The sequence below is a fragment of the Planosporangium thailandense genome, assembly GCF_011947195.1.
Classification (GTDB): Bacteria; Actinomycetota; Actinomycetes; order Mycobacteriales; family Micromonosporaceae; genus Planosporangium; species Planosporangium thailandense.
In genome coordinates this window covers 45,510-57,549 of record NZ_JAATVY010000017.1, presented here as the reverse complement: position 1 = coordinate 57,549, position 12,040 = coordinate 45,510, and the positions used below count along the sequence as shown (strand labels likewise).

Genomic DNA, 12,040 nt, shown 5'->3' with positions numbered 1-12,040 from the left:
GGTGGCGGACGGTCGCAACCGGCGCCGGGCGAACACCCGGCAGCGGCTCTACGAGTCGGCGGTCGAGCTGATCGCCGAGCAGGGCTTCACCGCCACCACGGTCGACGACATCGCCGAGCGCGCCGGCGTGGCGAAGGGGACGGTCTACTACAACTTCCCGTCGAAGACGGCGCTCTTCGAGGAGCTTCTGCGGCACGGGGTCGGCCTGCTCACCGCCGACTTCCGCGCCGCCGTGGCCGGGCGCGCGCCGCGCGAGGCGGTCGCCGCGCTCGTCCGCGCGCAGCTGGAGTACATCCAGCGGTACCGGTCGTTCGCCCAGCTGCTGCTGTCGGAGATGTGGCGGACGAACCGCGAGTGGCAGCAGACGCTGCGGCTGTTGCGGGCAGAGGCGATCGACGTGATCGCCGCGGCGCTGCAGGCCGGCGTCGACAGCGGGGACTTCGCAGCCGACCTCGACGTGCGGCTCGCCGCGTCGGCGCTGTTCGGGGTCGGGCTCGTCGTCGCGCTGGACTGGCTGATGTTCCAACCCGACCGGGACATCGACGACGTGGAGCGGGCGCTGCTGACGATCGTCCGGGCGCGGGTCGCGATCGATTGACGCGGTAAGGCGGGCGCCGCCGCGGTCAGCGGGCGGCCGGTTCGCTCAGCGGGAGCCTCACCTGGAAGCGGGTGTCGCCGGGCTTCGAGTCCACGCTGATGTCGCCGCCGTGGCGGTTGACCACGATCCGGTACGCGATGTCGAGGCCCAACCCGGTGCCCTCGCCGACCGGCTTCGTGGTGAAGAACGGCTCGAAGACCCGTCGGCGCAGCTCCGGTGGGATACCGGGGCCGGTGTCGCCGACCTCGACGAGGACCCGGTCACCGTCCCGGCCGGTACGCACCGTGAGGGTGCCGGAGCCCTGCATGGCCTGTACCGCGTTGTCGACGAGGTTGGTCCACACCTGGTTCAGCTCGCCCGGATGGGCCGGGATCCGCGGCAGCGTACGGTCGAACTCCTTGACCACCCGGATCCCGTCACCGATCTTGTGGGTGAGCATGACGAGAGTGCTGGCCAGCCCGTCGTGGACGTCGATCCGCTGGTACGAGGCCCGGTCGAGCTGGGAGTACTGCTTCGCTGCGGCGACCAGCGAGGAGATCCGGTTGCCGGCGTCCTCGATGTCCGTCATGAGCTGCTCGGTCTCCAGGGCGTACCCGATCCAGCGCAGCGACTGGGCCAGCAGTTCCGGCGCCACACTGCGGGCGATCTCGTCCAGGCATTCGACGTCGAGGCCGCCCGCGGCCAGTACGGGCGCCAGGTCCCAGCCGGCCTCGACGCCCCGCGCGTCCATCCAGTCGCCGAGGGCGTCCTCGCGGTCGCCGGCCTCCAGCGGGCTCAGCTCGGGCGCCTTCGCGGCGTGCTCGATGATCGGCTCCACCAGCTGCGTCAACGCGCGCAGCTGTTCGGGCGGGATGCGGCCGTCGGCGAGCATGCCCAGCTTGTGCCGCATGCCCGCGACCCGATCGCGCAGCGCCGCGGTCGCCCGGACCGTCGCGGTCGCCGGGTTGTTGAGCTCGTGCATCAGCCCGGAGGTGAGCGAGCCGAGCGCGGCCAGCCGCTGGCGCGCGTCGATCGGGGCCTGGTTGGCGCGCATCCCGAAGAAGAGCCCTTCGAGCAGGTGCATCGCCATCGGGAACCACTCGCGGAGCATCGTCCCGAAGTCCTCGGCGGGCAGGAGGAAGAACTCGCAGTCGGTGACGGTCCGCATCGCGGCGGGGTAGGCGTCGCCTCCCGGCTGGTGGCGCAGGTACGGGCGCACCGCACCCATGTAGGCGCCGCGCTGGTCGGTGCGCACGGTCTCCACGTCGTCGGCCTGCACCCGCCGGTACAGGCTGAACGTGCCGGACAGCAGCACGAAGAAGTACTCGGCCGGCCCGCCCTCGGTGAACACCGTGACGCCTGCGGGGTAGGCGCGCTCGCTGCCGTGCGCGGCGAGCCAGTCGAGCTGCTCGTCGGTCAGGGCCTCGAACAGGAACAGCGTCTTCAGCTCGGCGGGGGTCATCGCGCCTCCAGGTACCTGTGCACCAGGGTCACCGCCATCGCGCCCTCGCCAACGGCCGACGCCACCCGCTTGACGGAGTTGGCCCGCACGTCGCCGGCGGCGAAGACGCCGGGCACACTGGACTCCAGGTAGAACGGGTCGCGGTCGCGGTCCCAGGTGGCCGGCCGTTCGCCGTCGACCAGCAGGTCCGGTCCGGTGCAGACGAAGCCCCGCCGGTCGCGGCGCACGGTGCCGTCGAGCCACTCGGTACGCGGCTCGGCGCCGATGAACACGAACAGGTGGCCACAGGGCAGGGTGGCGCTCGTGCCGTCCTTGCTGTCGCGAACCGTGATGGCCTCGAGGTGTTCGTCGCCGTGCGCCTCGATGACCTCGCAGCGGGCACGCACCGAGATGTTGTCCACGCCGGCGATCTGCTGCGACAGGTAGTACGACATCGACCGCTCCAGCGAGTCGCCGCGGACCAGCAGCGTGACGCTGCGGGCGTACCGGGAGAAGAAGATCGCCGCCTGACCGGCCGAGTTCGCCCCGCCCACGATGTACACGTCGGTGGCCGCGCACGACGGCCCTTCGGTGGCGGCGGAGCCGTAGTACACGCCGCGCCCGACCAGCGGGGCCACACCCGGTGCGGCGAGCGGCCGGTAGGACACCCCGGTCGCGAGGATCACGGTGTGCGCCGACACCTCGTCCCCGTCGCTGAAGCGCACCACCCGGGCCGAGCCACGGGCCGCCAGCCCGACCGCCTCGCGGGTGGTGAGCACCTCGGCGGCGAACCTGCCGGCCTGCAGGCGTGCCCGTTCGGTGAGCTGCGCGCCGGAGACGCCGTCGGGGAAGCCCAGGTAGTTTTCGATGCGGGAGCTCTGCCCGGCCTGCCCGCCGACGGCCCGGCGCTCCACCAGTACCGTGCGCAGGCCCTCCGAGGCGCCGTAGACCGCGGCGCCGAGCCCGGCCGGACCGCCGCCGACGATGACCAGATCGTAGAAGTCACGTACTGGCGCGGTCGGCAGCCCGACGACGGCAGCCACGTCGGTGGTGGTGGGTGCGGGCAGCGCCTGCCCGTCCGGGGTGACGACGAGCGGGATGGCCTCCGGGCCGGCCTCCGCGGCGTCGAGCAGTCGGCGCCCCTCGGGCTCGTCGGCGGTGAACCAGCGGTACGGGACCAGGTTGCTGGCCAGAAAGTCGCGGATCTTGTATGACGGCGCGCTCCAGCGATGTCCGACGACCTTGACCTCGTCGACCTCCCGGTCACCGGCCGCCTGCCACGCCTCCAGCAGGGCGTCCACCACCGGGTAGAGCTTCTCCTCGGGCGGGTCCCACGGCTTGAGCAGATAGTGGTCGACGTCGACGACGTTGATGGCCTGGATCGCCGCGTCGGTGTCGGCGTACGCGGTCAGCAGCGCCCGCCGGGCGTGCGGGAACAGGTCCATCGCCTGTTCCAGGAACTCGATGCCGTTCATCTGCGGCATCCGGTAGTCGGCGAGCATGGCCGCGACCCGCCCGCCGCGTAGTTTGAGCTCGCGGAGCGCGTCGAGGGCCTCGGCGCCCGAGGAGGCCCGGATGATCTGGTAGGTGGGCCCGTAGCGACGGCGCAGGTCACGGGCGACGGCCCGGGCCACCGCCTGGTCGTCGTCGACGGTGAGCAGCGCAGGACGGCTCACGCGATCACCTCGCTTCGCTCGGTTATGCGTTCGCCGGCACTGAGCCTCTGGTTCGCTCGCTCCGCTCGCTCACGCTATCGCCTCGCCTCGCGTATGCCGTACCAGCAATTATCCGCTCCGCTCCGGCGCCGGCCCAGCGCGCAGCCGCGATTGGCGCGGGGCGGGCGGGGAAGGGCCATGATGGAGTTCATCGGCGCACCCACCCTGGTCGCGGCCGGATAATCGCGCCGTCGCGTGAGGAGAAGTCGATGCCCGCCGCGCCGCTGATCCTGGTGACCGGCGCCGCCGGGAGCGTCGGCGCGGTCGGGCGTACCGTGGTCGATCTTCTGCGGCAGCACGACCTACCCGTGCGTGCGCTGGTCCGTCGCGAGGACGACCGGGCCGAGGCGCTGCGGGCGACCGGCGCCGAGGTCGTGGTCGGTGATCTCACGCGCGGCCCCGACGTCGTCCGAGCGCTTGCCGGCTGCCGCCGCGTGTACTTCGGCATGGGCGTGTCCGCGTCGTACCTGCAGGCGACGGCCACCGTGGCGGCCGCCGCGCGCGAGCGGGGAGACCTGGACGTGCTCGTCAACATCTCGCAGCTGACGGTCTCCCAGATGAGCTTGACGAGCACGACCGAGTCGGCGCAGCAGCGGCTGCACTGGCTCGCCGAACAGGTCCTCGACTGGTCCGGCCTACCCGTTGTGCAGGTGCGGCCGACCGTCTTCCTGGAGAACCCGCTCTTCATGGTGTTCGCCGTCGCCTCGATCGGGAAGAACGGCACGATCCGGCTGCCGTTCGGCTCGGGGCGTACCTCGCCGGTCGCGGCCCGCGACGTCGCCGACGTGATCGCGACGGTCCTCGCCGACCCTGCTCCGCACGTCGGGAAGGTCTACGAACTGACCGGGCCGCGCGCCGAGGACCTGACGGCCATGGCGGCGGAGTTCGCCGACGCGCTCGGCCGGCCCGTCACGTACGTCGATGTGCCGTATCGGCGATGGGTGGACCGGGAGCTGGGCGCGCTGGGCCTGCCCGACCACGTCTTCGAGCACCTCGCCACCATGGCGCGCCTGCACGCGGAGGGGCGCTACGACCGCGTGACGCGTGACGTCGAGAAGGTCACTGGGAGGCCGGCGTCGGGCGTACGGAATTTCGTCGCGGCCAACCCCGCGCTCTTCGACGCTGGAAGCGACTCCTAGCCGCGTGGAGTGGCTGTTCTCGTTGATCATCACGTCAGCCTGCGCGTATCGTCCACAGACAGGCGTCAGTGCGAGCCGGACACGCGGAGGATGAGGTTGGAGACGACGAGCGGGCAGGTGGCGGGGAATCCCGTACGCCGGCTACTCATCACCGGCGCGGCCGGAAACATGGGACGCCTTCTGCGTCCGCTCCTGCGCCGCGACGGCCGGGTGCTGCGGCTCGCCGACGTGGTCGAACTTGATCACCTGGTCAGCGGCGAGGAGCGCGTCGTCGCGGACGTGCGGGACCCGGTGGCCGTGGGCACGGCGTGCCAGGGCGTGGACGCGGTGCTGCACCTGGGCGGCCTCAGTTCGGATGCGCCGTTCGACGACATCCTGGCCGTCAACGTGGCCGGTACCCACAACGTGTTGCGGGCTGCCGTCGACGCCGGGGTGTCGCGGGTGATCCTCGCGTCCTCCAACCACGCGGTCGGGTTCTACCGCCGGTCGACCGACCTGCCACCGGGCGCCGGCGAGTTGCCGGACGGCCTGTCACCGCGGCCCGACACGTTCTACGGCTGGTCCAAGGCGGCTATGGAGTCGCTGGGGTCGCTGTACCACGACCGGTACGGGCTGGACGTGATCGCGCTGCGGATCGGGACCTGTTTCGCCGAGCCGGTCGGCTCGCGCGGCCTGGCCACGTGGCTGGCGCCGACGGACGCCGCGAACCTCATCGAGGCGTGCCTGGCGGCGCCGCGCCCCGGCTTCCGGGTGGTCTGGGCGGTCTCCGACAACACCCGCCGCTGGTGGTCGCTGGAGGCCGCCCGCGCGCTCGGGTACGTGTCGACCGACGACGCCGAGCGGTTCGCGGCCGCCCGGATCGCCGAGTTCGGCGAACCCGACCCGGCCGACCCGGTCCACGATCTGGTGGGGGGTTCGTTCTGCAGCGCACCGCTGGGCCAGCCGATCCGCTAGCTCAGGGCGTACCTACGCGGGGGAACGCACCCCGGGGTCGGTGAGCAGGTCTGCGACCGGCAGCGTGGCGGCGCCCAGGGCCACCGCGTCGGGACCGAGCCGGCACAGCTCGATCGAGGTCTGCTCGTACGGGTGGCGTAGCGCGCGCCGCGCCGTCTCCTCGCGCACACGCGGCAGCAGGCGGGCACCCAGGGTGAGACCGGCCCAGCCGCCGAGCACGATGCGCTCGGGGTTGAACAGGTTGACCAGGTTGGCGATCCCGGCTCCCAGGTAGCCGGCGGTCTCTTCGAGCACCCGGGCGGCCACCGGCGAGGAGTCGGCGGAGGCGACCAGTTCCGTGATAGCCGACTCCTCGTCGTCGCCGGGCGCGGGGCTTCCGGCGGCCTCCCGGTACCGGTCGAGCACCGCCTCGGCCCCCACGTACGCCTCGAGGCAGCCGGACGAGCCGCACCGGCAGGGGCGCCCGTCGTACACCAGCGTGGTGTGCCCCCACTCGCCGGCGCTGCTCGTGGCGCCCCGGTACGTGGAGCCGTTCGTGATGACCGCCGCGCCGACGCCGGAGCCGATCAGGGCGATCACCGCGTGCCTGGTGCCCCGCCCGGCGCCGAACCACATCTCGGCCTGCCCCAGCGTCTTCGCGCCGTTGTCGATGAACAGCGGCAGGTCAGTGCCCTCCCGCAGCATCCGTTCCAGCGGGACCGCGTCCCAGCCCAGCGTCTGGGCATGGACCCGGGCCGGCGGTCCCTGCTCGACGGTGCCCGAGACGCCGATGCCCACGCCGACGACGGGTCCCGTGCCGGCCTGTTCGGTGACCTCCCGCAGGCCGGCGAGGATCTGCGCCGCGACCGGCTCGGGGCGCGGCTGCGGGGAGTCGAGCGGGTAGTCGACGGTGGCGAGCGGGGCCATCGTCAGGTCGAAGCTCTCCACGCGGACCCGGGTCTCGCCCACGTCCACCCCGACCACCCGGCCGTACCCGGGGTTGACCCGCAACAGCACCCGTGGCCGGCCGCCGTCGGAGTCGACCGAGCCGGCCTCGACGACCAGCCCCTCGGCGATCAGTTCGCCCGCGACGTTGCTGACCGTGCCCGGGCTCAGTCCCGTCCGCTGGCTCAGCTCCTGTCGGCTGAGCGGCTCGTGGAAGTACAGCTCGGACAGGAGCACGGAGCGGTTGCGCCGCCGCACGTCACGTACCGTCGTCCGCCTTGCGTCCATGTGCTCCCACCGTTCCATTGGTCACCAAGAATGATCCATCGATGCCGGTCTTGACGTGGCCATCCTGTGCGCGTTAAATGCTATCAATATTTCAGAGCTTGAAAAAAGCAGTGACAGAAGAGTGGGTGGGCGGGCCCTCCGGAAGCCGGCGCCCACCGCGGCGCCGATGGGCGTCCATCCGTCGGCGCCGCGCTCCCGGCACCGGTTCGGCCGGCGCCGCCATTCCCGAGCACGCGTATCCCTTACGAGAGGGCAGAACGTGACCACACGCAGATTCGCCCTGTTCGCGGTCGCGTTGGCGCTGACGACGCCGACGGTGGCCGCCTGCGGTGACGACCAGGGCGGTTCCTCCGGCAGCGGCACCACCCTGACGTACTGGGCCAGCAACCAGGGCACCAGCCTCGACAACGACCGCCAGATCCTGCGGCCCGAACTGGACAAGTTCACCCGGCAGACCGGTATCAAGGTCAACCTGGAGGTGATCGGCTGGCCGGACCTGCTCAACCGGATCCTGGCCGCCACCACCTCCGGCAAGGGGCCGGACGTCCTCAACATCGGCAACACCTGGTCGGCGTCCCTGCAGGCGACCGGCGCGCTGCTGCCGTTCGACGGCACGACGATGAGCGCGATCGGTGGCAAGGACCGCTTCCTGGCCGGCAGCCTCGCCGCCACCGGCGCGCCGGGGAAGGACCCGGCCGCGGTGCCGCTGTACTCACTGGCCTACGGCCTGTACTACAACAAGAAGCTGTTCGCGGCGGCCGGCATCGCCGAGCCCCCGAAGACCTGGGACGAGCTGGTCGCCGACGGCAGGAAGCTGACCCACGACGGCCAGTGGGGCCTCGTGGTGGAGGGCGGCAACGTGAGCGAGAACGCCCACCACGCGTTCACGTTCGCCCAGCAGTACGGCGCCGACTTCTTCACCTCCGGCGGCAAGGCGCAGTTCGACTCGGCGGGCGCCGTCGCCGGCGTCAAGCGGTACATCGACTTCATGGCGACCGACAAGATCGTGAACCCGAGCGCGGCGGAGTACGCCAACAACCAGTCGCTGGCCGACTTCGCCAGCGGCAAGGCCGCCATGCTGCTGTGGCAGGCCGCCGACACCACGCTCAAGGCGCACGGCATGAGCCCGGACGACTACGGCGTGGCCCCGGTGCCGTTCGAGGCGCCGACCCCGCCCGGCGGCCGGCACGTCGACAGCATGGTCGCCGGGATCAACCTGGCGGTCTTCGGCAACACGAAGCACCGGGACGCCGCGCTGGCGTTCGTGAAGTTCATGACCGGCGACGACGAGCAGAAGGCGCTGAACTCCACGTACGGCTCGATGCCGACGGTCAAGGCCGCGTACGCCGACCCGGCGTTCCAGACGCCGCAGATCAAGGTGTTCCAGGACACTCTGGCCGGCAGCGCCGCGCCGCTGCCGGCCGTGCCGGAGGAGAGCCAGTTCGAGACCCTGGTCGGCACTGCCATGAAGAACCTCTTCGCCGACGCGGCCAGCGGCAAGCCGATCACCGACGACTACGTCAAGGGCAAGCTCACCGCCGCCAACCAGCAGGTCCACGCCGGCGGCTGAGCCCTGTCGCCGTGGCCGGGTCCCGCGCCGGGAAGTGCGCGGGACCCCGCCACGCAACCGGAGGAGACATGGCCACACTGACCACCCCGGCCGGCGGGGCGGCCACGACCGACCGGTCCGGCCGCTCCGCCGGCCGCCACGCCGGGCGCCGGCGGGCCCGGCTCGACCGGCGACGCCTTGTGCCGTACCTGATGCTGCTGCCGGCGCTCGCGCTGGAGCTGCTGGTCCACCTCGTGCCGATGCTCTACGGCTGCTGGATGAGCCTGCTGCGACTCACCCAGTTCTACATCCGCAACTGGTCGGCGGCGCCCTTCGCGGGGCTCGGCAACTACCGGGCGTCGATCGACGTCAACGGCGCCATCGGCGGAGACCTGCTGCACTCGTTCGGGGTGACGCTCGCGTTCACCGTGCTGTCGGTGGGCCTGTCCTGGCTGCTCGGGACGACCGCCGCGGTGCTCACCCAGCACCCGTTCCGCGGCCGCGGCGCGCTGCGGACGCTGTTTCTCACCCCGTACGCCCTGCCAGTCTACGCCGCGGTGATCACCTGGAGCTTCCTCCTCCAGCGCGACACCGGAATGGTCAACCATGTCCTGGTCGACCAGCTCCACCTCGCCGGGGACCGGCCGTTCTGGCTGATCGGCGGGAACAGCTTCGGCGCGCTGCTGGCCGTCTCGGTCTGGCGGTCGTGGCCGTTCGCGTTCCTGTGCCTGACAGCCGGGCTGCAGAACGTGCCGGGTGAGCTGTACGAGGCGGCGGCCGTCGACGGCGCCGGCTTCGGTCGCCAGCTGCGCGGCATCACGCTGCCCATGCTGCGCCCGGTCAACCAGGTGCTGGTGCTCGTGCTGTTCCTGTGGACGTTCAACGACTTCAACACGCCGTACGTGCTGTTCGGCAAGGCGGCCCCGCGCAGCGCCGACCTGATCTCCATCCACATCTACCAGAGCTCGTTCGTGACCTGGAACTTCGGCCTCGGCTCGGCGATGAGCGTGCTGCTGCTGCTGTTCCTGCTGGTGGTCACCGGGGCCTATCTGCTCGTGACGTCGAGGAGGGGCGATGCGTGAACCGGCCTGGCTGCCCTGGGCGCGCCGGATCGTGCTGAGCCTGCTGGCGCTGTTCACGCTGGCGCCGGTCTACGTGATGGTCACCTCGGCGCTCAAGCCGCTGAACGACGTGCAGGGGCCTTTCCACTGGATCCCGTCCCGGCTCACGGTCCGGCCGTTCGTGGACATCTGGCACACCGTCCCCCTTGGACGCTACTTCCTCAACAGCGTCGTGGTGGCGGGTACGGCGACGGTCTGCTCGGTCGTCGTGGCCGTCTTCGCCGCGTACGCGGTCAGCCGGTACCGCTTCGCCGGCCGGCGCGCCTTCACCGTGACCGTCCTGTCCACCCAGATGTTCCCCGGCATCCTGTTCCTGCTGCCGCTGTTCGTCATCTACGTCAACATCGGCAACCTCACCGGCGTCGAGCTGTACGCCAGCCGCACCGGACTGGTCATCACGTACCTGACCTTCTCGCTGCCGTTCTCGATCTGGATGCTCGTCGGCTACTTCGACGGCATCCCGCGCGGGCTCGACGAGTCGGCCGCCGTCGACGGCGCGGGCCCGCTGCGGACGCTGTTGCGGGTGGTGCTGCCGGCAGCGCTGCCGGGCGTGGTGGCGGTCGCCGTGTACGCGTTCATGACCGCCTGGGGAGAGGTGCTGTTCGCCTCGGTGATGACCGACGACACCAGCCGCACGCTGCCGATCGGCCTGCAGCAGTACTCGACCGAGCACGACGTGTACTGGAACCAGCTGATGGCGGCCTCGCTCGTCGTCAGCGTCCCGGTGGTCGCCGGGTTCCTCGCGCTCCAGCGGCACTTCGTCGCCGGGCTGACGGCCGGCGCCGTCAAGTGACATCCGTTCCGTACGTGGGGAGAGAGCATGGATCAGCTACGTGACCTCGGGCCGGACTTCGTGTGGGGGGTCGCGACGTCGGCGTACCAGATCGAGGGGGCGGTGGCCGAGGACGGCCGCGCCCCGTCCATCTGGGACACCTTCTGCCGGGTACCCGGCGCCGTGGACAACGGCGACACCGGTGACGTGGCGTGCGACCACTACCACCGCTGGCCCGAGGACGTCGCGCTGATGCGGACGCTGGGCGTGCCGGCGTACCGGTTCTCCATCGCCTGGCCGCGGGTGCTCCCCGACGGCGCGGGCCGGGTCAACGCCGCCGGCCTGGACTTCTACGACCGGCTGGTGGACGGCCTGCTGGCCGCGGGGATCCGGCCGTTCGCCACGCTCTACCACTGGGACCTGCCGCAGGTGCTGCAGGACCGGGGTGGCTGGCCGGCCCGCGCCACCGCCGAGGCGCTGGGTGAGCTGGGGGGTGTGGTGGCCGGCCGGCTCGGCGACCGGGTGGCCGACTGGTTCACGGTGAACGAGCCGCTGTGCTGCGCCTGGATCGGGCATCTGGAGGGCAGGATGGCGCCGGGGGAGCGCGACCTCGCCCGCGCCGTGTCCGCCTCGCATCACCTGCTGCTCGGGCACGGGCTCGCGGCGCACGCGCTGCGCGCCGCCGCGTCCGCGCCGGTACGGGTGGGCGCGGTGCTCAACCTCAGCCCCTGCGAGCCGGCGACCGCCGATCCCCGGGATCTGGCCGCGGCCCGGCGGGCCGACGGGCACACCAACCGCTGGTGGCTGGATCCGCTGCACGGCCGGGGCTACCCGGAGGACATGGTGGAGGTGTACAGGGTGCAACCGCCGGTGCGCGACGGCGACCTGGAGCTGATCGCCACCCCCACCGACCACCTCGGCGTCAACTACTACTTCCGCGAGGTCCTGGCCGACGACCCGGACGGGCCGGTGCCGCACGCCCGGGCGGTGCCGGTGTCCGGCGCCACCCGTACCGCGATGGGCTGGGAGGTGCACCCCGGCGGCTTGGAGCAGCTGCTGCGGCGGGTGCACCGCGAGTACGGCGCCGTGCGAGTGTACGTCACCGAGAACGGCTCGGCGTGGCCGGACGAGCGCGGTGACGACGGGCGCATCGAGGACACCGGCCGTATGTCCTATCTGGAGGATCATCTAGTGGCCGCGGCCCGGGCGGCGGCCTCCGGGGTGCCGCTGGCCGGGTACTTCGTCTGGTCGCTGCTGGACAACTTCGAGTGGGCGTACGGCTACGACAAGCGGTTCGGTCTGGTGCACGTCGACTACGCCACGCAGGCGCGCACCATCAAGGCCAGCGGCCACCGGTACGCCGAGATCATCCGGGCCCACCGGGCGGTCGCCGCGGTGCCCGATCACGCTGCCTGAGCACTGCTCCGGCAGCATCTATTGATAAGGATCAATAGTTTTGTGAGACTAAAAATTAAGTCCCGAATTTCGTAGCCGCCCACCCGACGAGGCGCATCGAGGCTCCGAAGCAGGGGGTGTGCGGCGACACCGCCGACGTCCGGT

10 protein-coding genes are annotated in these 12,040 nt (G+C 71.5%); 7 read left to right on the top strand and 3 right to left on the bottom strand.

Annotation, left to right across the window (positions count from 1 at the left end):
* Window position 1 precedes the first annotated feature (1 nt).
* Complete coding sequence (locus tag HC031_RS21415; RefSeq protein WP_167927172.1) at window positions 2–598, top strand: TetR family transcriptional regulator; 597 nt, start codon at window positions 2–4, stop codon at window positions 596–598.
* Between the two features lie 25 nt (window positions 599–623).
* Here the strand turns inward: HC031_RS21415 and HC031_RS21410 are convergent, their stop codons facing one another.
* Entirely contained in the window at window positions 624–2,039 is a 1,416-nt protein-coding gene (locus HC031_RS21410; RefSeq protein WP_167927171.1) for an ATP-binding protein, read from the bottom strand.
* Window positions 2,036–3,694, bottom strand: coding sequence for an FAD-dependent oxidoreductase (locus tag HC031_RS21405; RefSeq protein ID WP_167927170.1), 1,659 nt, complete (start codon window positions 3,692–3,694; stop codon window positions 2,036–2,038). Before HC031_RS21405 ends, HC031_RS21410 begins: the two co-directional genes overlap by 4 nt.
* 248 nt (window positions 3,695–3,942) lie before the next feature.
* On the opposite strand from HC031_RS21405, the gene HC031_RS21400 reads away from it, so the two are divergent.
* Both HC031_RS21400 and HC031_RS21395 read left to right on the top strand, forming a co-directional pair.
* Window positions 3,943–4,872, top strand: a complete 930-nt coding sequence (locus HC031_RS21400; RefSeq protein ID WP_167927169.1) for an NAD(P)H-binding protein — start codon at window positions 3,943–3,945, stop codon at window positions 4,870–4,872.
* A 96-nt stretch (window positions 4,873–4,968) separates the two neighbouring features.
* On the top strand, window positions 4,969–5,826 hold the full coding sequence (locus HC031_RS21395) for an NAD-dependent epimerase/dehydratase family protein (protein ID WP_240942784.1): 858 nt from the start codon (window positions 4,969–4,971) through the stop codon (window positions 5,824–5,826).
* A gap of 12 nt (window positions 5,827–5,838) precedes the next feature.
* Here the strand turns inward: HC031_RS21395 and HC031_RS21390 are convergent, their stop codons facing one another.
* A complete protein-coding gene (locus tag HC031_RS21390) occupies window positions 5,839–7,038 on the bottom strand; it encodes an ROK family transcriptional regulator (RefSeq protein WP_167927167.1) in 1,200 nt (399 codons plus the stop codon).
* 259 nt (window positions 7,039–7,297) lie between these two features.
* On the opposite strand from HC031_RS21390, the gene HC031_RS21385 reads away from it, so the two are divergent.
* The 4 genes from HC031_RS21385 to HC031_RS21370 all read left to right on the top strand — a co-directional run bounded on the left by HC031_RS21385 (window position 7,298) and on the right by HC031_RS21370 (window position 11,896).
* Window positions 7,298–8,608, top strand: coding sequence for a sugar ABC transporter substrate-binding protein (locus HC031_RS21385; protein ID WP_338090768.1), 1,311 nt, complete (start codon window positions 7,298–7,300; stop codon window positions 8,606–8,608).
* A 68-nt stretch (window positions 8,609–8,676) separates the two neighbouring features.
* Window positions 8,677–9,669, top strand: a complete 993-nt coding sequence (locus HC031_RS21380; protein WP_167927165.1) for a carbohydrate ABC transporter permease — start codon at window positions 8,677–8,679, stop codon at window positions 9,667–9,669.
* Window positions 9,662–10,501, top strand: a complete 840-nt coding sequence (locus HC031_RS21375) for a carbohydrate ABC transporter permease (RefSeq protein ID WP_167927164.1) — start codon at window positions 9,662–9,664, stop codon at window positions 10,499–10,501. The genes HC031_RS21380 and HC031_RS21375 overlap by 8 nt, the downstream gene beginning before the upstream one ends.
* Window positions 10,502–10,528: 27 nt before the next feature.
* Window positions 10,529–11,896 (top strand): GH1 family beta-glucosidase, encoded by a 1,368-nt coding sequence (locus HC031_RS21370; RefSeq protein WP_167927163.1) that lies wholly within the window; start codon window positions 10,529–10,531, stop codon window positions 11,894–11,896.
* Window positions 11,897–12,040 lie beyond the last annotated feature (144 nt).

Bases quoted from the DNA above. Each gene is read 5' to 3' on its own strand.
- HC031_RS21410 (WP_167927171.1), bottom strand. From the start codon at position 2,039: ATGACCCCCGCCGAGCTGAAGACGCTGTTCCTGTTCGAGGCCCTGACC.
- HC031_RS21400 (WP_167927169.1), top strand. From the start codon at position 3,943: ATGCCCGCCGCGCCGCTGATCCTGGTGACCGGCGCCGCCGGGAGCGTC.
- HC031_RS21390 (WP_167927167.1), bottom strand. From the start codon at position 7,038: ATGGACGCAAGGCGGACGACGGTACGTGACGTGCGGCGGCGCAACCGC.
- HC031_RS21380 (WP_167927165.1), top strand. From the start codon at position 8,677: ATGGCCACACTGACCACCCCGGCCGGCGGGGCGGCCACGACCGACCGG.
- HC031_RS21375 (WP_167927164.1), top strand. From the start codon at position 9,662: ATGCGTGAACCGGCCTGGCTGCCCTGGGCGCGCCGGATCGTGCTGAGC.
- HC031_RS21370 (WP_167927163.1), top strand. From the start codon at position 10,529: ATGGATCAGCTACGTGACCTCGGGCCGGACTTCGTGTGGGGGGTCGCG.